Here is an 18,382-nt window from a genome sequence, read left to right on the forward strand (position 1 = left end):
ACAAGTTTCTGGTCATGAATCTCAGCCCCGGCTGCAGCGTCGGCCGGGGAGGCTTTCTTCGGCATTGCCGGTGTCACTTGTGCTCGCTGAAATGATGTTGCCGAACGAGCAATCGAGGGCGATTGTTTTAGCCGGTACGGCGGGGCATGCCCGGGCTTGAGCTATCTTGGAACGGCGTCCGGTTCTTCCCCTGCTCCGCTTGCCTGGGAACGGTTCGGCGTCGCTCGCGAGGATGCACGAGCGAGCATCTCTCTCGGCGCCGGGATGCGGGATTTTCGGCGCCACCAGCGCGGCAGGAACTCGGCCATCAGGCTTTGAATAAGGCTCTTCATCCGATTGCCCATGGAAGGTTTTACAGGCGAACAGATGCCGGTCCTAATTGTTCCGGGTCGGCGCGATGTCGTCAGTTGAAAGTCAATTCGGACGGGACTTGCGCGCACGTAACGCGATCGCGGTGTCGAGCCTTCGCGCCAGTTCGAGCATTCGGGAAGGCGCGTCCTCGACCCTCAGCGCCTCCAACGCGACGATCGTTTCGCGTTTTGGCGTTGTTGTCTCGGACAGTTCCGATCTCAGTGCTTCACGAACTTTCCGTGCCACGGCCGTGCCCTAACATGGGTTAATGCCTTCCCTCTAACCCACTGACGGAGAAAAGGTTCCTGCTTCGCCCGTCCGCTGGACCGGCGAACTTCCCTTCGCCTGCCGGGGTCGGCCAGGAATCCCTCCAGCCGCCTCCTCAAGGGCACCACACTGCAGTGGCCGCCCAATCCTGCGCAATCGGGTTGGTCCCCGTGGCTGTCGGCCCGGCCCGATCCCGTGAGGGAACCAACCGCAACCTTGCTGGTTCGGCAGCAACAGCGGAGTCTCGCCATGCCAACTGCAGCCGAAATCCTCGTCGACACCTTGATTGCCTGGAACGTCGAGGTCGTCTTCGGCCTTCCCGGCGATGGCATCAACGGCGTCATGGAGGCGCTGCGCAAAAACCAGGACAAGATATCCTTCATCCAGGTGCGGCACGAGGAGTCGGCCGCGTTCATGGCTTGCGCCTACGCCAAATGGACAGGCAGGCTTGGGGTGTGCCTCGCAACGTCCGGGCCCGGCGGCACCCATCTTCTGACCGGCCTCTACGACGCCAAGCTCGACCAGGCGCCGGTGCTGGCAATCACCGGCATGCAGTTTCATGATCTTATCGAGACATTCACGCAGCAGGATGTCGATCTCACCCGCGTCTTCAATGACGTCAGCGTCTACAACGTCCAGGTCTCGGACGCGGCGCACATGGAGAACGTGGCGAGCCTCGCCTGCCGCACGGCGCTCGCCCGCAAGGGCGTCGCCCATCTTTCGATCGCCAGCGATATCCAGGAACAGCCCGCCGACGCGGCCAAACGTTCCAAGCGCAACCGGCCAGCACACACGCCGCAGGACATGTTTGCTCCTCACTGTCTCGCCCAAGATGCCGAGTTGGACAAGGCCGCGGCCCTTCTCAACGACGCGGGGCGGGTGGCGGTCCTGGCGGGACGCGGGGCGATTGGCGCGGCGGCGGAACTCGAAGAGACCGCGCGGCTGCTGCAGGCGCCGATCGCCAAGGCGCTGCTCGGCAAGGCGGTGCTGCCGGACGACCATCCCCACACCACGGGCGGCATCGGCATCCTGGGAACATTGCCGTCGCAGGAGGCGATGGAGACATGCGACGCCATCCTGATCATCGGATCGACCTTCCCCTATATCGAGTACTATCCGCAACCAGGCAAAGCCCGTGGCGTCCAGATCGATTGCGATGCGCAGCGTATCGGACTGCGCTTCCCCGTCGAGGCCGGTCTGGTCGGCGACGCAGCCGAGACCTTGCGCGCCCTCAATAAGCGATTGAAGCAGAAGGACGACGGCGCATTCCTGGCGGCGGCACAAAGCTCGATGCAAAAATGGCGCGAGATGATGCGTCAGTCCGAAGACGGCTTGGCCCATCCGCTCAAGCCGCAACGCATCGCGCGCGCCTTCGGCGAACACCTCGCCGAAAACACGGTGCTGGCGACCGATTCCGGCCAGAACACGGAACTCGCCGCTCGCCATGTCGACCTTCGCGCTGGGCAGGCCTTCGGCGTTTCGGGCACGCTTGCCTCCATGTCCTGCGGTCTCAGCTATGCGATCGCCGCGGGCATTGCCTTTCCGGGCCGCCCGATCGCGGCGATTGTCGGCGACGGCGGCCTTGCCATGCAGCTCGGCGAGTTTTCCACCGCGGTGCGCTACGGCATCCCGCTGAAACTCCTGGTCATCAAGAACAACATGCTGAACCAGATTGCCTGGGAACAGATGATGTTTCTCGGTAACCCACAATTCGGCTGCGAGCTGCAGCCGATCGATTTCGCCAAGGCCGCTGAGGCGATGGGCGGAAAAGGCTTCAGCGTCGAGCGGGCGGATGATGTCGAGCGCGTGCTTGCCCAGGCGTTCGCCACCAGCGGCCCGGTGATCATCGAGGCACTGGTCGACGCCTATGAACCGATGATGCCGCCGAAAATGCCACCCGACTACGCTGAGAACTTCCGCAAGGCGCTGCCGCAGACTCCGGGTCGCGGCGAGATCGAGGAAAACGTCGCCCGCGAGCCCGCCAAGACGATGATGGAAGCCGGAGAATAGGACGGAGGACATTCACATGCTCGATCTTTCCCGCGAGCGCCGTCGGATGGTCGACGTTCATCTCGGTCGTCGCGGCATCCACGATCGGGAAATCCTGGCGGCGATGCGGGAGGTTCCGCGCGAAGCCTTCGTCGATCCTGGCTATGAAGAATTCGCCTATGAAGATGGACCGTTGCCCATCGCGGAAGGGCAGACGATATCGCAGCCCTACATCGTCGCCTTCATGCTGGAAATGGCGCAGATTCGCCCGGGCGACCAAGTGCTCGAAGTCGGCACGGGATCCGGCTACGCAGCCGCGGTCATGAGCCGCGTCGTCGACCATGTCTATACGATCGAACGGCATGCGGAGCTGGCCGAGGCGGCGCGACGGCGCTTTCAAAAGCTAGGCTACGGCAACATCGAAGTCCGGGCCGGTGACGGCACAAGGGGCTGGCCCGAAGCGGCGCCCTTCGATGCCATCGTGGTCGCGGCGAGCGGACCGGGCGCGCCGCTGGCCCTGCAGCAGCAGCTCGATGTCGGCGGCAGGCTGGTCATTCCCGTGGGCGACGATCCGGACGAGCAGCGTTTGCTCAAGGTAACCCGCACCGGCGCATCGACTTACAGCGAGGAGGATTTCGGCGGGGTGCGCTTCGTCCCGTTGATCGGCGAACAGGGCTGGCGCGAGGAAAGCCGCCCGGCGACTGTCCGAACGACCCCGCTTGCCCGCCCGCGCAGCCTGCCGGAGATGATCGCCGCAGCCGCCGAGCCGCTGCCCGACCTCAACGACCCCGGCTTTGCCGAAGCGTTCGACCGGTTCGCGGACCGGCGGGTCGTCCTGCTCGGCGAGGCCAGCCACGGCACGTCCGAATTCTACCGGGCGCGCGCGGCAATCAGCAAAAGGCTGATCGAGAGGCACGGCTTCACGATCGTCGCGGTCGAGGCCGATTGGCCCGATGCCGCCGCGATCGACCGCTATGTCCGCGGCCGCGGCGCCTCGCCCGGCGCCGAGCGACCCTTCCAGCGCTTTCCGACCTGGATGTGGCGCAACACCGAGGTCGCAGCATTCGTGGAATGGCTGCGCGGGCACAATGACAAGGTCAAGGCATTCCAGCCGCAAGCAGGCTTCCATGGCCTCGATATCTATAACATGCGCGGCTCGATCGCCGCCGTCCTGGAGTATCTCGACCGCGTCGACCCGGAAGCGGCAAGGGTTGCGCGGGAGCGCTATGGCTGCCTGACGCCGTGGCAGACCGAACCGTCGACCTATGCCCGGGCCGCGCTGACCAAAGGCTATCGCGAATGCGAGGAAGCTGTCCTCGAACAATGCCGCGACCTGCTTGCAAGGCAGCTCGATCATGCCGGCGAGGACGGCGAGGAACTTTTCGACGCTGCGCAGAACGCCCGGCTCGTCGCCTCCGCCGAGCGTTATTACCGCACCATGTACTATGGCGGATCGCAATCCTGGAATTTGCGCGACACGCATATGTTCGAAACGCTGGAACGCATTCTCGACGCGCGGGGACCGAACGCCAAAGCCGTGGTGTGGGCGCACAATTCCCATATCGGCGACGCGCGTTACACCGAAATGGGTATCTCGCGCGAGGAAGTGAATATCGGCCAGCTCTGCCGCCAGCGCTTCGGCAATGCGGCGGCGCTCATCGGTCTCGGCACGCATACAGGCACTGTCGCCGCGGCAACCGACTGGGACGGCGAGATGGAAATTAAGTCGGTGCGGCCTTCGCGCGAGGACAGCTACGAGCGGCTCTGCCACGACGCCGGCATCGACCGGTTCCTGCTTGACCTCGGGCGCGACCCGAAGCTGCGCGACCGTCTGACCGAGCGCCGTCTGGAGCGCTTCATCGGCGTGATCTACCGGCCGGAAACCGAATTGCACAGCCACTATGCCGACGCTTCGCTGGCCCGGCAGTTCGACGCCTTCGTCTGGTTCGATGAAACCAGCGCAGTCACGCCGCTCGGACCCGAGCACGCGGCTGAAGGCGTGCCCGACACCTATCCGTTCGGCGTTTGACACTGGAACCTTCGGAGCCTCCCCGGGTTCGGAAAAACATAGCGAGGAACAGCCATGAGTGGAAACCAGCACCCGAAATCGAAAAAACCGAGCAACGCCGACATGGCGAACGATCCCGGCATCGGCACCTCCAAGGGCACCATCAAGGAAGGCGACGAATTGGAGCACGGCGAGAACACCGTTGAGGGAGATGTCGAAAACGACACCACCTCCGCGGGCGGAATCAACCCGCGCCAGAAAGTCCGCACCAACAAATAAATCCGTTCGTTCTTACGTTAGACACAACGTTGCATCTTTCACAAACGAACAGCAAACAAATCACAACTCGCGCATAGCTCAATTGGAACATTGATAGGAGTCTCTTGTTTGAAACGTATCGCAATCAGGCGATCACACAGGAGACTTCCCCATGATTAAGCTTCTCTCGGCTTCGGCCGTCGCAATTGTCTTGGCTACATCCGCAATGGCCCAATCAAGCGGTTCCGGTACTGGGACCGGCGGCACCGGGACCGGCACCAACAACACAGGCGCCACGACCGGCACCAACGGCATGAACAACAACGGCAATGGCGGCACGGTCGATCCGAATGCTACAAACAGCACGACGACAAACGGGTCCGGCGGCATCGGCGACCGGTGCAAGGACGCAGCCGGAAACGACATCCAGAACAACACGGCCAGCGGGAACACCACGTCCGACACGCAGAATTGCAACAAGTAAACGCTAGCCTTTACGCGGCCGGAGGCACGTCCGGAAGGCGGGCCTCCGGCCTTGCGACAGTGCCGGCCCGGCCACGTCCCGCGGTCAGCCGCCGCCGGATCGCCGACGGCGGCCAGTCTCCGAACTTAGAAGTCATAGCTATGTTCCACGACGTCGGCAGCGCGTTCATTCCTTCACATAGGCGCCGGGCTGACGACCGCTCCTGGGCGCCTTGGCGTCCTTGGAATGCTCTGCGACTGCCGGGCCAGCGCCTGAGCTCTTTTCGGTCGCCGGGCTTGGCGTCGGCGGCCGGGGCGGATTGCGGCCGTCCGATTGATGGGTCTTGTCCTCGACCTCGCCCTGTTTGCGGCTGAGGCCTGGATCGACGTGAGGTTTGTCGTTGCTGGCGGCGTCCTGTGAAAATTCGTCGCTCGGATCCGGACCGGTGTTCGCCGGATATTTCCTGGCGCCGGTCTCGCGGCGGTTCTGGATGTCCTTCATGATTCATCTCCGGTTGGATGGAAGATAACACCGGTGCGAGGACGGCGTTCCATCTCCGCAGCCCGAGCCAAGCTGCCGAGGGAACAATCCTTCCGGCATTCGATTAGGCGCAGGCAGTGCAGCTCAGCCGCAAGAGGAGCCACGCATGGACAGGGAAGAACGCATCAGGCAACGCGCCCATGAGATATGGGAGCGGGAAGGCCGCCCCGAGGGCCGCCAGCAGGAACACTGGGATCAGGCCGTCCAAGAGATCGAGTCGGAAGGTTCGGAAGCCGAGCGCGGTCCGGTGACACCCGATCCCGCGGTTGGCGTCGGCTCGGACCCGGCCGCCAACCGGGCAGGCCGGTGAAGCCGCAGATGCGTCGTATTGCAATTGGGCTCGGTATTCTGGTGATCGTTCTGGTCGCCCTCTGGGTTTGGGCTGGCCACAACGGCGGGCGTCCTGCCGGCGGTGCCCAGCAGCCATCGCCGCACGCGATCGACCAGAACGGCTGAGAAGGGGACGTACACCTCACCGGATGGCGGTATCGTCGGGCTCACGCCGCCTGGCCTTGGCGGGCACGAGCCGGCCTGCATTGGCGCGCAGGCCTCTGAAGAACTCCTCCACATAGGGCAGCAGTTCGAACAGCGCGATGACGATCATGACGATGGCGACATATGTCACCGGCAGTTGCTCCTGCTTCCAGGCGAGGTCGAAGCGCGCCCTCTCGGTTCCAGTTCCGAACAGCGCCAGAAACTGACCCCAATGCAAAGACACGACACTGACCAGGCCCATCAGCGGGATCATTTCCAGGAAGCTGTGGATATGCTGCTCGATCGGTCCGACCGTGCGCGCCGTGGTCGCGTAGCGCACGTCCCACATCGCCGTCGCTTCATGGGCGAAGAAAGCGACGATCATAACAGCGATGACCAGGGCGTTCACCTCGAGGAACATGGCCGCAAGCAATGGGATACCGACCTCGACGAACATCAGGAGGTGGATCAGCGATTCCTTGGCGCCGGTCGTGGATTCGATGTGGGTCGCACGATGACAGAGCCAGTCGGCAAAGCCCGCGATCAGCCAAACCGGCAGGACGAAATACATCAGGATGAGGGCCATCGGATCGGCCAGCACGAGGCAGCTCCTGCTCCTATCTGCCGGCGTTCTCCGCATCGCGCTTCAGCTTTGCCGCCTCACGATCGAGCACATCCGGATCGTTGCCGTATTTCAGGATCAGCGACAGCGCCAATCCGCTTGGGATTCCTGCTCTTTCCGCGAGGTCGCGGACGCGTTCGGCATTCTCATGCTCGTTGTCGTCCCTGTGCTCGTTGTCGTCCCTGGAGGCTTCGCCGTGCGATGTCATGATCATGGTTCCCGGCCGGGCTCCCGCCTCGTGCCGAACCGCAGGCCGGCGGAATGGTTCCACGCGTGTCAGACCGGATCGAAGCGCATGCGGCGAACGGCCGGAACAGTTAACCTGTCGCCGCGTTCTAACATCTGGCTTCCCTGCGACCTCATTGTCATGCGCTCCGGTGTCGGCGCGGCATGGTCTACGACTGCGGCCTCACCACGTCGGAACGCGAACTGAAGGAACTCGTGTGCGAAACCTCAGGGGACTTCACCTCTTGATCGCGGAAGACGAGTGGCTGCTCGCTAGCGATCTGGCGACCTTCTTCGCCAACTTGGGAGCCATTATTCTCGGGCCGGTGGCGACGGTGGAGCAGGCCAGACTGCATGCAAAGGCAGCTGAGGCCGCGATCCTGGACATTGACCTGCACGGCCGTAAGGTTTTCCCGGTTGCGGACGAACTAATGCTGCGCAACGTGCCCTTCGTCTTCTTCAGCGGATATGACGAGATCGCCATCCCCGAGCATTTGCGTTTTGCAAGTAGCCTGAGCAAGTCGTCGAACCGCGCCGCCGTCGTCGATGCGCTGTTCCCGGAGCCCTCCACAGAGCCAGTGACTATTGCGCAGCCGGCATCCGCGATAGAGGACGTCGTCGCGCTGCTGCCCAAGCTCCGGCTCACCGCACGCCTGCTGCTGGACGATGCCGGCGCTTCCGATCGCCTTGTCGAGCATACTTTGGAACAGGCGCTTGAGGATTTAGACAAAAGGCCGGAGGGCTCGTCCATCGCCGACTGGCTGAACACCATCATGCGCAGGATAGCGCAGTTGCGCGGAGCCTCCTTGCTGCATTGATCATAGATAACAGAGCCGCCGGCGACCTGCGTTCGCCGGGCGACCAGTCTGTCTCAATGGGTGAAACGGCTTCTGAGCCAGCCGAGGATCGGGTTGCCTCTAATGATCCGGCGAACCCGGGCGGCGGCCCAGCTTGCCTGCATCGTCGCGCCGGTATGGCAGCTGCAGACGATGTCATGCAATTGCCAATCGGAGAGTTCGAAGAAGCGCTTCGCCTCGCCATAGGTATCCGAACGCAATCCGGCGGCGCGCAGCAGCGGATCATCGAACGCAACCGCGAGCGGCGATCCGTCCGCCCGCACCCGCTCGCGAACCCCCGGATCGACATATTCGGTGCCCGTCAGTGCCGAGAGGCAGCGCTGCGGATTGCGGTCCAGCAGTTCCGCCCACCGCTCGATCCGTTGCGTTCTCGTTGCAAGAGGAATCAATCCGAGCCGGTCGACGACCGCCACCGATTGAAGTTCGTATGAGGTCTGATGCTTCATTGCTGTCTCCTGTGGTTCTTGGCGGCGCATCCGCATCGCGGCGCGGCAAGTTGCCGGACCTGAAGCCCACGCCTGCGAGGGACAGGCGCGGGCCGACCAGGTGTTGCCCACCCGTCTTCAACAGACGCCTGGCACGGCGTCTGAAGCGAACCCGAACTGCCAGCGATCTCCTATGTTCCAGCCATCTTTTGCGACGGCAGACAGGCTCGTCTATGGTTCGGCGCGATCGCTTACCAATTGGCTCGCTATTTCGATCAGATGCGGGATCGGTGCCGGCTTGGGCAGATAAGGTGCGCCGTGAAAGATCGGCGACTGGAACTCCGGATCATAGCCCGAATGGACGACGAAAGGCACGCCGGCTGCCTTAAGGCGGGCGGCGGCGAGGCCACGCTGGCCGTCGAGCAGTTGGATATCGATGATAGCCAGGTCCGGCTTGTGGTCGTCCAGCCAAGCCGTGGCTGCCCGCTCCGACGCCACACAGGCCACCTCGAAACCGCGCTCCTTCAGGCCATTCGCCACGTCCGACGCGATCAGATACTCGTCTTCGATGATCAGTGCCAAGGGCGCACGCATTTCCACCTCCGTCAGCGTATAATGCCCCTCCTCGGCCGGGGCTCGCGATTGTTCTCATCGTGCCCGCCGGGAAAGCGCAGGATGTTTTTCTGCGGCCCGGTTGCGGCGCCGCCGATGGGATTGGGGCCCGCCTGCTCCTTGCCGAAACGGAGTTCTACAATTTCGGGGCCCAACAAGGCGGCGCGCGCCTCGAAGAGACGAAGAAACTCCGGTCTGAGCCCATCGCCCCGTGAACTCGCGAGCGCGTGCAGTGACATGAGGGAATTCATCATCATCATTACCTTTCACAGACGCGGCGCTCCCTCACATTGCGGCCATTGCCTTTTCCTGCCTTGCTTCTTCGAAATCGACGGACGCGACGACAGCGCCGTCGCCGCCACGAACCCGAACCGCCCAGTCGCCCTGATGGGGCTCAGCCGCATCGTCGAGCAGGTCGATCGCCGAGCGCAGCGCTTCATGGCGAACAGCTTCGAGGTCGGGCAACTCGACGCTCTCAAGCCGCCTCACAGTGCCACCCTCGCGGTATTCGAATGTGTACGGACCCTGGCCTCCATCGCTTGGCCGCTCGATCTCAGGCCGGCCTGCGTTCACCTTCCCGCCCGGTCCGTCTCGTTCTGCGGGGCCGCCGAACGCGGCGCATTGAAGCATCATCTCTCTGGCGCGATCGATCAGCGCGGCGTCGCCGAGCAACGGGTCGGACACAACCATGGTGACAGCGATGTTTTCCCCGCCCTCGCCAAGAAACTCGACTGTCGCGCCTTTGGGACTTGCATGTACGGTTGTGTCGAGAACTTGCATTTCTGCCTCCGTGTCCTGCTATTCCAGGATACAAAGCTTCCCTGATCCGAAAGTTCCGTCCGAGCGATGAGCGCGCCGAACTCGGCTGGATTGGAACAGCGGGGCCGGATGCAGGTTTGGGAAAAAAGGAAGCGCCGAATGTCACCCAAGCAACGCCCATCCGCCGAGGCCCGCGGCGAAATTCAGGCCGGCAGGACACAGGACAAGACTCCCGGATTCGACCCGGCGGCAGCGCCGCTGGAAGCGGATGCCGAAGCCGGCGCTGTCCCGACTTCCTCTGCTCCGGTCGAGCCACGTAAACCGAACTTCACCAACCAAGCGAGCTTTGCCAATGCGATGCGACCGCCGGAGAACGCGCCCGACCTGGAGCCGCGCAGGAACGGGCCGGTCCTGGTCATCGTGGCGCTGGTTGTCCTGGCCGCAGTCGCCTTTCTGCTCGCGGCAACCTTGCGCTAGGCATGGAAGGAACCTCATTCGCCACCCGAGGTTTGATAGCGCAAGGAGGTTATTGCGATGCCAAGCTTGAGAAGTTTGTTTCGCCATCTGTGGCGCTGGAAAGCACAGCCAACAACGCCCCCCTCTCCAGTCGACGCCATTGTGCGGGTGCTGCGCGAAGCCGAAAAGCAGCGCGGATCCCGACGTTCGGGGTGACAGAGCCCCCGCTGGCTAGTGTCTCCGGGATCGAACGATCGCCGGAGTCACTCCTCGTCGAAGATATGCTCGTGGATGATGCCGAGGATCTGCAGCCTCACCGTTTCCCGCGCTTCGGGCTTCACGAAGGGCATAAGCAGATCGACCGTTTCCTCCACCCGCCGCGGCAGGTCGGCGCCCGGATCGCTCAGATAGCTTCCATGAGCATATAGGTTCTCGGCCAGCTTCTTGTTCAGGTCGGAAAAGAGTCCCATGGCCATTGCTCCTTGCCGATCCAACAGCCTGAGCGCCCACGCGGTTCCCTCGGCCGACCGCATTGCAATCGACCGCGCGCAAATCCTCCTTGGCCGAAATCCTCCCGCCCGAGGAACATTCGGTCAAACCGGATGTTCGGCCGAACGACCCAGGAGGATCGAATGGGAAACGGGAAACTGGCGGTCGTCACCGGCGCCTCGAGCGGCATCGGCAAGGAGCTCGCGAAACTCTGCGCCAAGGACGGCTACGATCTCGTCATTGTCGCCGATGAGCCTGCCATCGAGCAGGCCGCCGAGGCGCTCCAATCACATGGCGTCTCGGTCGACGCAGTGGAGGCCGACCTTGCAAGCGAGGACGGCGCCGAGAGATTGATCGCCAAAATCGGCGATCGCGACATCGATCTTCTTTTCCTCAATGCGGGGCGCGGCCTGGGCCGAGGCTTTGTCGACCAGGACTGGAGCGAGGCACGCCGCGTCATCGACACCAACATCACCGGCACCGTCTATCTCGCCCATAAGCTCGGCCGCAAAATGGTGGAGCGCGGTCGCGGCCGGATCCTGTTCACCGGCTCCATTGCCGGCTTCATGCCGGGTACATTCCAGGCGGTCTATAACGGCACCAAGGCCTTCATCGATTCCTTCGCCATCGCGATGCGCCATGAGCTGAAAGACAGCGGCGTGAGCGTGACCGTGCTGATGCCGGGGGCCACGCAGACACGCTTCTTCGAGCGCGCCGACATGATGGACACCGAGGTCGGGACGCAGGAGAAGGACAACCCCGCAGACGTGGCGAAAGACGGCTACGATGCCTTGATGGCGGGCGAAGAACAGGTCATCAGCGGCTGGAAGAACAAGACGCAGGTCGCCGCCGCCCATGTCACGCCGGCCGGCACACTGGCCGAACAGCACCGCGAGATGGCCGAGCCCGGCTCCGCAAAAGATGGCTGAAAATGATCCGGGAACATTCCTGCTCAGCGTCAGTCCGCCGCACAAATAGGACCCACAATTCATAGGAACAATCCCGATGAAAGCCCTGACATGGCATGGCAAAGGCGACATTCGTTGCGATCAGGTCGCCGATCCGACGATCGAGAACGATCGCGACATCGTCATCAAGGTCACCTGCTGCGCCATATGCGGCTCGGACCTGCATCTGATGGACGGCTACATGCCGACGATGAGATCGGGCGACGTACTGGGCCACGAAACCATGGGCGAAGTGGTGGAGGTCGGCCGCGCCCACACGAAGTTCAAGAAAGGTGATCGTGTCGTCGTGCCTTTCAACATCTCCTGCGGCGAGTGCTGGTTCTGCCAGAACGGCCTGTTCTCGCTCTGCGACCGGTCGAACCCCAACGCCGAGCAGGCTGCCAAGGTTATGGGCCAGTCGCCCGCGGGCCTGTTCGGCTATTCGCATCTGGTCGGCGGCTATTGGGGAGGACAAGCCGAGTATCTGCGCGTTCCGTTTGCCGATGTCGGCCCCATCAAGGTGCCCGACGGCATCGATGACGAGCAGGTGCTTTTCCTCTCCGATATCTTTCCGACCGGCTACATGGCGGCCGAAAACGCCGGCATCCAGGAAGGCGACACTGTCGCCATCTGGGGTTGCGGACCGGTCGGCCAGTTTGCCATCCAGAGCGCGTGGATGCTCGGCGCCGGCCGCGTCATCGCTATCGACAAGGTGCCGGAACGGCTCGCCATGGCGCACGACTACGGCAAGGCGGAAACGCTCGATTTCAGCAATTCCGATATTTACGATGCCCTGATGGCCATGACCGACGGTCGCGGCCCCGACAGTTGCATCGACTGCGTCGGCACGGAGGCCGACGCCACCGCAACATCCGATTCCATGCTCGACAAGGCCAAGGCCACCGTCTATCTCGGCACCGACCGGCCGCATGTGCTGCGCGAGGTGATCTATTGCTGCCGCAAGGGCGGCACCATCTCGGTGCCCGGCGTCTATATCGGCCTGGTGGATCACATTCCCTTCGGTGCGGCGATGAACAAGGGGCTGACATTCCGCATGGGCCAGACCCACACCCAGCGCTATCTCGAGCCGCTCCTTCAAAAGGTCGAGAGAGGCGAGATCGACCCATCCTTCGTCATCACCCACCGCGCCGGTCTTGAAGACGGACCCAGCCTCTACAGGACATTCCGCGACAAGCAGGACGGCTGCATCAAAGTGGTGATGCGCCCGCACGGCTGATCGGGCGTGCATCTCGGGCGCCGCTTTGTAGCGTCAACCAAACCAGGGAGGTTCGCAATGACGCAACCGAAAGACACCTCCAAGCCTGCAGTCAAGTCGCCCGATCCCGAAGGGCTTCCGCATCCGCGTCGCGATGCGCAGAACAGCGATGCGGGCGCGAGACCGACTACGCCAAAGACCGCCGGCGCAGGGCAGCCCTCGTCCTCGCCGCTCGACAACCGGGTTGCCAACCGCAACGCCGGCCGGCGCCGCGAGGCTGGGCAGACGCCCAGGCCGACGGACAAGCCGCTCGATTGAGGGGGACGAACAAATGCCGCAGCCTGACCGCCGTCGCGGCACCTTTGCATGGTCTCCGGTCCCTGCAACGGCGCCATGACACTTTCCTTGGCTGTCAACTCTTTCGGCTGCGCTCGACGAATTTGTTGAAGCGGCTCGTTCCGCCGCTGCCGGCTTTATCCTGATGCAGGAAGGCGAGATCGTTCTCGTCGAAAATGCGGAAGAATTCGTCCCACTCGATCGCCTCGAACGTGTCTTCTGGCTCGCCGAAATCGATGCGCAGGATGCCGCCTTCGCCTTTGGTGCGAACGACGGCCGGTCGGCCCTTCCGTTCTTCCACCCATTTCCGGATCTCGTCATGATCGGTGGTCGTCTTGGCCTCGGACATGGATTTCCCTTTCTCGCAGCGACGGTTGGTGAGCGGTCCTAACAGCAGCCGGCAGGCAATGTTCCAGCGGGTGCACAGCCCTGTCCAAGCTGCGTAAGCTCCCGCGGCGGGAACTTTGTTGAAGCAGGGAACAAACCTTTTAGCGCGCAGTTCGGGGCGCCGAAGCAAAATCCGCAAGGGAGTCATCGTGGAACGCATATTGGTTACGGGAGGTTGCGGCTTCATCGGCCGCCACGTCGCCCAGGAACTCACCGACCATGGCTATCAGGTGCGCCTGCTGGATGCGCTTGTCGACCAGGTGCACGGCGCCGAAGCCATCAGTCTTCCGACTGGAGTCGAGTTGATAAAGGGCGACGTGCGCGACCGCGATGCGGTCGTCGAGGCGATTTCGGGTGTCGACGCGGTCATCCACCTGGCGGCCGAGGTCGGCGTCGGCCAGTCCATGTACGAGATCGCCCGCTATGTCGGCGCGAACGATCTCGGCACCGCGGTGCTGCTCGAGGCGTTGATCAAGCATCCGGTCGAACGGATCGTGGTGGCGTCCTCCATGAGCATCTACGGCGAAGGCCTTTACCAGACCCCGGACGGGGAGCGGATTGACAATGCGCGCCGCAAGCCAGCCGAGATCAGGGATGGTCTGTGGAATCTCAAATCAGCATCGGGCGAGGTGCTGTTGCCAATTCCCACCGACGAGGAGAAACGGCCCGATCTCGCCTCGATCTACGCGCTGACAAAATACGCTCAGGAGCGCGCCGTGCTGATCTTCGGGCAGGCCTATGGCATCGACGCGGTGGCGTTACGCCTCTTCAACGTCTTCGGCGCCGGACAGGCGCTCTCCAATCCTTATACCGGCGTTCTCGCCAACTTCGCCTCGCGCCTCGCCAACGGCAAGCGGCCGACGATCTTCGAGGATGGCGAGCAGAAGCGCGACTTCGTGCATGTGCGCGATGTCGCCACCGCGTTCCGGCTGGCGCTGGAGCAACGCCAGGCAGCCGGGCATGCCATCAACATCGGCAGCGGCCACGCCTATTCGATCAGCGAAGTAGCCCGTCTTCTTGCGAAGGCGATGGGCATCCCCAAGCGCCCGCCCGAAATACTCGGCAAGGCGCGCTCGGGCGATATCCGCAACTGCTTCGCCGATATTGCCAAGGCGCGCGAACTGCTCGGCTTCGAGCCAAAGCACCGACTGGAAAATTCGCTTGGAGAGTTCGCGGCCTGGGTTCGCAACAGCGTCGTCATCGACCGGGGCGCCGACATGCGGCGCGAATTGGAAGAGCGGGGACTGGTCTCATGACCCAGACGTACCGCCATGGCCGCAAGGGGCCGATAGCCGTCATCGGCGGCAGCGGCTTTATCGGTTCCAATCTCGCCGACAGCCTGCTTTCCGACGGGGAAACAGTGCTGGTCGTCGACAATCTCAGCCGTCCAGGCGTCGAGCAGAATCTCGACTGGCTGGCGCAAAAGCATGGCGAGCGGCTGATCGCCGAAATCGTCGACATACGCGACCTCAGCGCGTTGGCCACGGCACTGGGGCCGGCAAAGGCCATTTTCCATCTCGCAGCTCAGACCGCGGTGACAACCAGCCTGGCCGATCCCGCGCAAGATTTCGACATCAACCTCAAAGGCACGTTCAACGTGCTGGAAGTTGCCCGCGGCACTGGAATTCCCGTGGTCTTCGCCAGCACCAACAAGGTCTACGGCAGCCTGCCCCAGATCACGGTGAGAGAAGCCGACGATCACTATGAACCGCTTGACGAGGCGGTTCGTACGAGCGGCGTCGATGAGAAGGTCGGCCTTGATTTCTGCACGCCCTATGGCTGCTCGAAGGGCGCAGCCGACCAGTATGTCCTCGACTACTGCAAGTCCTACGGCTTGCCGACGGCCGTCCTGCGCATGAGCTGCATCTACGGGCCGCGGCAGTTCGGCACGGAGGACCAGGGCTGGGTCGCACATTTTCTTTTGAGCGCCTTGTCCGGCCAGCCGATTACCATTTACGGCGACGGCCGGCAGGTGCGCGACATCCTGCACGTATCCGATGCCGTGGCTGCATATCGCGGCGTGCTCGCCAGGATCGAGGACGTCAAGGGCCAGGCATTCAATCTGGGCGGCGGTCCGCGCAACACGGTCAGCCTGCGCGTGCTGCTGGCGCAAATCGCCGACATGACCGGCAGCGAAATCGCGATCCGCCATGACCGCGAACGCCTTGGCGATCAGCCCTTCTTCGTCGCCGACACGCGCAAGCTGCAAGCCGCGATCGGCTGGCAGGCGCATGTCCCATGGCATGAAGGCGTCTGCGATCTCGCCAGCTGGTTGCTGCGGCATCGGCTCCAATCGCGCCCCGAAGCCACGAGGTATGTCGCATGAAAGTCGCCTTGGTCAATCCTCATTGGACCTACGAGCACAGCATCTATTTCGGCTGCCGCCAGCCGCATCTGCCGCTGGAGCTCGGCTATTCAAAGGCAATGCTGGAAGCCGAAGGGCACGATGTCCTGATGCTGGATGGCTTGCTGCAGGGGCTCGACAACGAGGCCCTTGCCGAAAGCGTCGCGGCTTTTCAGCCCGACATGACCGTCGTGACCACCGCGCCGACCTACCTGTTCTGGCGCTGCGCGCCGCCTGAATTGCGCGTGCCGGCGGAGTTCCTCAACCATCTCGCAGGACGCGGCGGACGCACGGTGGCGGTCGGACCGCATGGCTCGGCGACGCCGGGCCCTACCTTGCGCAAGCTGGGCGCCGATCTCGTCGTGCGCGGCGAATGCGAGGAGGTGGTGGCGGAGCTCGCGCGGCGAGACGACTGGGGCGAGGTTGCGCATACGGCTCGCCTGGAAGGCGACGTACCGGCCTGCAATGGCGGCGTGCATGCCAGCACGTTCGTCGATCACCCGGCGCTCGCCTGGCCGTCCGACTGGATCGCCGCGCATGACCATCATCATCACAGGTTCGATTCCGTCCAGAGAGGCGCCGGCGCCGAGGTGGAGGCGTCGCGCGGCTGCCCTTACAATTGCAGCTTCTGCGCCAAGATCGATTTTCGCGATGCCTATCGGCGCCGAAACCACGACGCCGTCATGGCCGAGATCGACGGGCTGATCGCGCAAGGCGTCGGCTACATCTATTTCATCGACGAAATTTTCCTTCCCCAGAAGGCGCTGCTGGAAGCGCTGGTCGATCGCGACGTCCAGTTCGGCGTCCAGACTCGCATCGACCTCTGGAAGCCGGAACTGCTCCGGCTGCTCGGCGAAGCCGGCTGCGTCTCGATCGAGGCCGGCCTTGAAAGCCTGACCGTCGAGGGTCGGGCGATGCTTGCCAAGCGCTGCCGGCTGGATACCGAGGATCTGGCTGCGCTTCTGGTCGACGCCCGTCGCCACGTGCCTTTCGTCCAGGCCAATCTGATCGGCGTGGTCGAGGACGACCCGGCGCTGGTGGATTATTGGCGCAAGCACCTCATCGACCACGGCGTCTGGGCGAACGAGCCCGTGCCGCTCTATCCCTATCCGAGCTCTCCCAGCTACCGCGAACTCTGGGGCGAACCCGACGACCTCGCCTGGGAACGCGCGCATGAGCACTACCTCGCCTCCTTCCGCTCCTTCAGCGACATCCAGGACCAGCGCCCGCATGCGCTGGCTGAGTTGGAGTCCTCATGCTGCAGTCACTGATCCATCGTCCGCGGCGCATCCTGATGACGACCGACGCCGTCGGCGGCGTCTGGCGCTATTCGCTCGACCTGGCGCGCGAGCTGGCGGCCGGAGGCGACAGCATCGTGCTCGCCGGGCTGGGACCCGAACCTTCTCCGGAGCAGGCGCGGGAGGCGCGGTCTTTCGCCACTCTGGTTTGGCTCAAATGCCCGCCGGACTGGATGACGCGCGACGAAAAAGATCTCGACAGCTTGCCGGGCGAACTGCGTACCCTCGTCCAGACCTATGCGATCGACCTCATCCATCTCAATGCACCGGCGCAAGCGGCCGGCCTTGATCTGGCATGTCCTGTCGTCGCGGTCTCGCATTCATGCGTGGCAACCTGGCTGCACGCGGTGCGTGGGCAAGCGCCAGCGGACGCTTGGTCGTGGCAGCGAGATCGCAACAAGGCCGGATTCGATCGCGCCGAAGCCGTTGTCGCTCCGAGCCGAAGCCATGCCGAGATGCTCCAAGTCTGCTATGGCGCGATCGAAGGGTTGAGCGTCGTCCATAATGGCGCCCTGCCCGGCCCGAGGCCAGGACGGCGCGAGCCTTTCGTCTTCGCAGCTGCGCGCTGGTGGGACGAGGGCAAGAATGCGGCATCGCTCGACGCCGCCGCCGCGCTCTGCGACTGGCCCATTCAGGTCGCCGGCCCGCTCGCCGGGCCTGACGGACAGCGCGCCCGTTTCGATAACTGCGTCTCGTTCGGGCCAATGGACCACGGCAAAGTTCGCCGGCTGATGAGGCGAGCCGGCATCTTCGTTTCGAGCTCCATCTACGAGCCTTTCGGTCTGGCCGCCCTTGAGGCCGCGCTGTCGGCCACGCCGCTGGTGCTCGCCGATATCGCGACCTACCGCGAAATCTGGGACGGCGCGGCCATGTTCTTCAATGCGCGCGATCCACATGCGCTGGCCGGCTGTATCGAGAACCTGTCCCACGATGAAAGCTTGCGGCGCAAGCTGGGCAGGCGCGCCGCGCGGCAGGCGCGCAAATTCTCGCTGGGCAAGCAGGTGAGGGTGATGCGCGACGTCTACAACCGGGCGGCGCTGACCGCAGCGGGGTGTTGAC

General features: G+C 63.6%; 23 protein-coding genes. 14 read left to right on the forward strand and 9 right to left on the reverse strand.

The features are described 5' to 3' along the window. Nucleotides 1-867 precede the first annotated feature (867 nt). From FJW06_RS21410 to FJW06_RS21425, 4 genes are all read left to right on the forward strand, one after another. The gene (locus FJW06_RS21410) at nt 868-2,628 is read left to right on the forward strand and encodes a thiamine pyrophosphate-dependent enzyme (RefSeq protein ID WP_140754201.1); all 1,761 of its coding nucleotides are present in this window, start codon (nt 868-870) and stop codon (nt 2,626-2,628) included. A gap of 16 nt (nt 2,629-2,644) precedes the next feature. Further along, the gene (locus FJW06_RS21415) at nt 2,645-4,636 is read left to right on the forward strand and encodes a protein-L-isoaspartate(D-aspartate) O-methyltransferase (RefSeq protein WP_140754203.1); all 1,992 of its coding nucleotides are present in this window, start codon (nt 2,645-2,647) and stop codon (nt 4,634-4,636) included. A gap of 54 nt (nt 4,637-4,690) precedes the next feature. Further along, nucleotides 4,691-4,894, forward strand: coding sequence for a hypothetical protein (locus FJW06_RS21420; RefSeq protein WP_140754205.1), 204 nt, complete (start codon nt 4,691-4,693; stop codon nt 4,892-4,894). 205 nt (nt 4,895-5,099) lie between these two features. Further along, nucleotides 5,100-5,357: a hypothetical protein gene (locus tag FJW06_RS21425; protein WP_246674765.1), complete on the forward strand. Its 258-nt coding sequence runs from the start codon at nt 5,100-5,102 to the stop codon at nt 5,355-5,357. A gap of 165 nt (nt 5,358-5,522) precedes the next feature. Here the strand turns inward: FJW06_RS21425 and FJW06_RS21430 are convergent, their stop codons facing one another. After that, nucleotides 5,523-5,837 (reverse strand): hypothetical protein, encoded by a 315-nt coding sequence (locus tag FJW06_RS21430; RefSeq protein ID WP_140754209.1) that lies wholly within the window; start codon nt 5,835-5,837, stop codon nt 5,523-5,525. Nucleotides 5,838-5,982: 145 nt separating this feature from the next. Between FJW06_RS21430 and FJW06_RS21435 the strand changes: the two genes are divergently transcribed. Next, a complete protein-coding gene (locus FJW06_RS21435) occupies nt 5,983-6,186 on the forward strand; it encodes a DUF2934 domain-containing protein (RefSeq protein WP_140754211.1) in 204 nt (67 codons plus the stop codon). Between the two features lie 162 nt (nt 6,187-6,348). On the opposite strand, the gene FJW06_RS21440 is transcribed toward FJW06_RS21435, so the two are convergent. Together FJW06_RS21440 and FJW06_RS21445 are read right to left on the reverse strand one after the other, a co-directional pair. After that, nucleotides 6,349-6,951 carry a diguanylate cyclase gene (locus FJW06_RS21440; RefSeq protein WP_140754213.1) on the reverse strand — a complete coding sequence of 201 codons (603 nt, stop codon included), beginning with the start codon at nt 6,949-6,951 and terminating at the stop codon, nt 6,349-6,351. Nucleotides 6,952-6,967: 16 nt separating this feature from the next. Next, nucleotides 6,968-7,180, reverse strand: coding sequence for a hypothetical protein (locus FJW06_RS21445; protein WP_140754215.1), 213 nt, complete (start codon nt 7,178-7,180; stop codon nt 6,968-6,970). Between the two features lie 262 nt (nt 7,181-7,442). On the opposite strand from FJW06_RS21445, the gene FJW06_RS21450 reads away from it, so the two are divergent. Next, nucleotides 7,443-8,015, forward strand: a complete 573-nt coding sequence (locus tag FJW06_RS21450) for a response regulator (protein ID WP_246674766.1) — start codon at nt 7,443-7,445, stop codon at nt 8,013-8,015. Between the two features lie 53 nt (nt 8,016-8,068). On the opposite strand, the gene FJW06_RS21455 is transcribed toward FJW06_RS21450, so the two are convergent. The 4 genes from FJW06_RS21455 to FJW06_RS21470 form a co-directional block, all read right to left on the reverse strand. Beyond that, nucleotides 8,069-8,500: a hypothetical protein gene (locus tag FJW06_RS21455; protein ID WP_140754219.1), complete on the reverse strand. Its 432-nt coding sequence runs from the start codon at nt 8,498-8,500 to the stop codon at nt 8,069-8,071. Nucleotides 8,501-8,710: 210 nt separating this feature from the next. Then, on the reverse strand, nt 8,711-9,073 hold the full coding sequence (locus FJW06_RS21460) for a response regulator (protein WP_140754221.1): 363 nt from the start codon (nt 9,071-9,073) through the stop codon (nt 8,711-8,713). 11 nt (nt 9,074-9,084) lie between these two features. Continuing rightward, a complete protein-coding gene (locus tag FJW06_RS21465) occupies nt 9,085-9,351 on the reverse strand; it encodes a hypothetical protein (protein ID WP_140754223.1) in 267 nt (88 codons plus the stop codon). 25 nt (nt 9,352-9,376) lie between these two features. Then, nucleotides 9,377-9,871 (reverse strand): hypothetical protein, encoded by a 495-nt coding sequence (locus FJW06_RS21470; RefSeq protein ID WP_140754225.1) that lies wholly within the window; start codon nt 9,869-9,871, stop codon nt 9,377-9,379. A 138-nt stretch (nt 9,872-10,009) separates the two neighbouring features. Between FJW06_RS21470 and FJW06_RS21475 the strand changes: the two genes are divergently transcribed. After that, a complete protein-coding gene (locus FJW06_RS21475; RefSeq protein WP_140754364.1) occupies nt 10,010-10,327 on the forward strand; it encodes a hypothetical protein in 318 nt (105 codons plus the stop codon). A 242-nt stretch (nt 10,328-10,569) separates the two neighbouring features. On the opposite strand, the gene FJW06_RS21480 is transcribed toward FJW06_RS21475, so the two are convergent. After that, nucleotides 10,570-10,776, reverse strand: coding sequence for a hypothetical protein (locus tag FJW06_RS21480; RefSeq protein ID WP_140754227.1), 207 nt, complete (start codon nt 10,774-10,776; stop codon nt 10,570-10,572). Nucleotides 10,777-10,938: 162 nt separating this feature from the next. On the opposite strand from FJW06_RS21480, the gene FJW06_RS21485 reads away from it, so the two are divergent. The 3 genes from FJW06_RS21485 to FJW06_RS21495 all read left to right on the forward strand — a co-directional run bounded on the left by FJW06_RS21485 (nt 10,939) and on the right by FJW06_RS21495 (nt 13,276). Continuing rightward, nucleotides 10,939-11,724, forward strand: coding sequence for an SDR family NAD(P)-dependent oxidoreductase (locus tag FJW06_RS21485; RefSeq protein WP_140754229.1), 786 nt, complete (start codon nt 10,939-10,941; stop codon nt 11,722-11,724). A gap of 76 nt (nt 11,725-11,800) precedes the next feature. Then, nucleotides 11,801-12,979 (forward strand): zinc-dependent alcohol dehydrogenase, encoded by a 1,179-nt coding sequence (locus FJW06_RS21490; RefSeq protein ID WP_140754231.1) that lies wholly within the window; start codon nt 11,801-11,803, stop codon nt 12,977-12,979. Between the two features lie 57 nt (nt 12,980-13,036). Further along, entirely contained in the window at nt 13,037-13,276 is a 240-nt protein-coding gene (locus tag FJW06_RS21495; protein WP_140754233.1) for a hypothetical protein, read from the forward strand. 94 nt (nt 13,277-13,370) lie between these two features. Here the strand turns inward: FJW06_RS21495 and FJW06_RS21500 are convergent, their stop codons facing one another. Next, a complete protein-coding gene (locus FJW06_RS21500; protein WP_140754366.1) occupies nt 13,371-13,643 on the reverse strand; it encodes a hypothetical protein in 273 nt (90 codons plus the stop codon). Between the two features lie 187 nt (nt 13,644-13,830). On the opposite strand from FJW06_RS21500, the gene FJW06_RS21505 reads away from it, so the two are divergent. From FJW06_RS21505 to FJW06_RS21520, 4 genes are read left to right on the forward strand one after another with little or no spacing between them, the layout of a single operon-like run. After that, a complete protein-coding gene (locus tag FJW06_RS21505) occupies nt 13,831-14,937 on the forward strand; it encodes an NAD-dependent epimerase/dehydratase family protein (protein ID WP_140754235.1) in 1,107 nt (368 codons plus the stop codon). Next, nucleotides 14,934-16,007, forward strand: a complete 1,074-nt coding sequence (locus FJW06_RS21510; RefSeq protein ID WP_140754237.1) for an NAD-dependent epimerase/dehydratase family protein — start codon at nt 14,934-14,936, stop codon at nt 16,005-16,007. Before FJW06_RS21505 ends, FJW06_RS21510 begins: the two co-directional genes overlap by 4 nt. After that, on the forward strand, nt 16,004-17,296 hold the full coding sequence (locus tag FJW06_RS21515; protein ID WP_140754239.1) for a TIGR04295 family B12-binding domain-containing radical SAM protein: 1,293 nt from the start codon (nt 16,004-16,006) through the stop codon (nt 17,294-17,296). Before FJW06_RS21510 ends, FJW06_RS21515 begins: the two co-directional genes overlap by 4 nt. Next, on the forward strand, nt 17,281-18,381 hold the full coding sequence (locus FJW06_RS21520) for a glycosyltransferase family 4 protein (protein WP_140754241.1): 1,101 nt from the start codon (nt 17,281-17,283) through the stop codon (nt 18,379-18,381). The genes FJW06_RS21515 and FJW06_RS21520 overlap by 16 nt, the downstream gene beginning before the upstream one ends. Nucleotide 18,382: the final 1 nt, after the last annotated feature.

Origin of the sequence: Mesorhizobium sp. B4-1-3, from assembly GCF_006439355.1 — a bacterium.
GTDB lineage: Bacteria > Pseudomonadota > Alphaproteobacteria > Rhizobiales > Rhizobiaceae > Mesorhizobium.

Bases quoted from the DNA above. Each gene is read 5' to 3' on its own strand.
- FJW06_RS21410 (WP_140754201.1), top strand. From the start codon at position 868: ATGCCAACTGCAGCCGAAATCCTCGTCGACACCTTGATTGCCTGGAAC.
- FJW06_RS21415 (WP_140754203.1), top strand. From the start codon at position 2,645: ATGCTCGATCTTTCCCGCGAGCGCCGTCGGATGGTCGACGTTCATCTC.
- FJW06_RS21420 (WP_140754205.1), top strand. From the start codon at position 4,691: ATGAGTGGAAACCAGCACCCGAAATCGAAAAAACCGAGCAACGCCGAC.
- FJW06_RS21425 (WP_246674765.1), top strand. From the start codon at position 5,100: ATGGCCCAATCAAGCGGTTCCGGTACTGGGACCGGCGGCACCGGGACC.
- FJW06_RS21430 (WP_140754209.1), bottom strand. From the start codon at position 5,837: ATGAAGGACATCCAGAACCGCCGCGAGACCGGCGCCAGGAAATATCCG.
- FJW06_RS21435 (WP_140754211.1), top strand. From the start codon at position 5,983: ATGGACAGGGAAGAACGCATCAGGCAACGCGCCCATGAGATATGGGAG.
- FJW06_RS21445 (WP_140754215.1), bottom strand. From the start codon at position 7,180: ATGACATCGCACGGCGAAGCCTCCAGGGACGACAACGAGCACAGGGAC.
- FJW06_RS21455 (WP_140754219.1), bottom strand. From the start codon at position 8,500: ATGAAGCATCAGACCTCATACGAACTTCAATCGGTGGCGGTCGTCGAC.
- FJW06_RS21460 (WP_140754221.1), bottom strand. From the start codon at position 9,073: ATGCGTGCGCCCTTGGCACTGATCATCGAAGACGAGTATCTGATCGCG.
- FJW06_RS21465 (WP_140754223.1), bottom strand. From the start codon at position 9,351: ATGATGATGATGAATTCCCTCATGTCACTGCACGCGCTCGCGAGTTCA.
- FJW06_RS21470 (WP_140754225.1), bottom strand. From the start codon at position 9,871: ATGCAAGTTCTCGACACAACCGTACATGCAAGTCCCAAAGGCGCGACA.
- FJW06_RS21475 (WP_140754364.1), top strand. From the start codon at position 10,010: ATGTCACCCAAGCAACGCCCATCCGCCGAGGCCCGCGGCGAAATTCAG.
- FJW06_RS21480 (WP_140754227.1), bottom strand. From the start codon at position 10,776: ATGGGACTCTTTTCCGACCTGAACAAGAAGCTGGCCGAGAACCTATAT.
- FJW06_RS21485 (WP_140754229.1), top strand. From the start codon at position 10,939: ATGGGAAACGGGAAACTGGCGGTCGTCACCGGCGCCTCGAGCGGCATC.
- FJW06_RS21490 (WP_140754231.1), top strand. From the start codon at position 11,801: ATGAAAGCCCTGACATGGCATGGCAAAGGCGACATTCGTTGCGATCAG.
- FJW06_RS21495 (WP_140754233.1), top strand. From the start codon at position 13,037: ATGACGCAACCGAAAGACACCTCCAAGCCTGCAGTCAAGTCGCCCGAT.
- FJW06_RS21500 (WP_140754366.1), bottom strand. From the start codon at position 13,643: ATGTCCGAGGCCAAGACGACCACCGATCATGACGAGATCCGGAAATGG.
- FJW06_RS21510 (WP_140754237.1), top strand. From the start codon at position 14,934: ATGACCCAGACGTACCGCCATGGCCGCAAGGGGCCGATAGCCGTCATC.
- FJW06_RS21515 (WP_140754239.1), top strand. From the start codon at position 16,004: ATGAAAGTCGCCTTGGTCAATCCTCATTGGACCTACGAGCACAGCATC.
- FJW06_RS21520 (WP_140754241.1), top strand. From the start codon at position 17,281: ATGCTGCAGTCACTGATCCATCGTCCGCGGCGCATCCTGATGACGACC.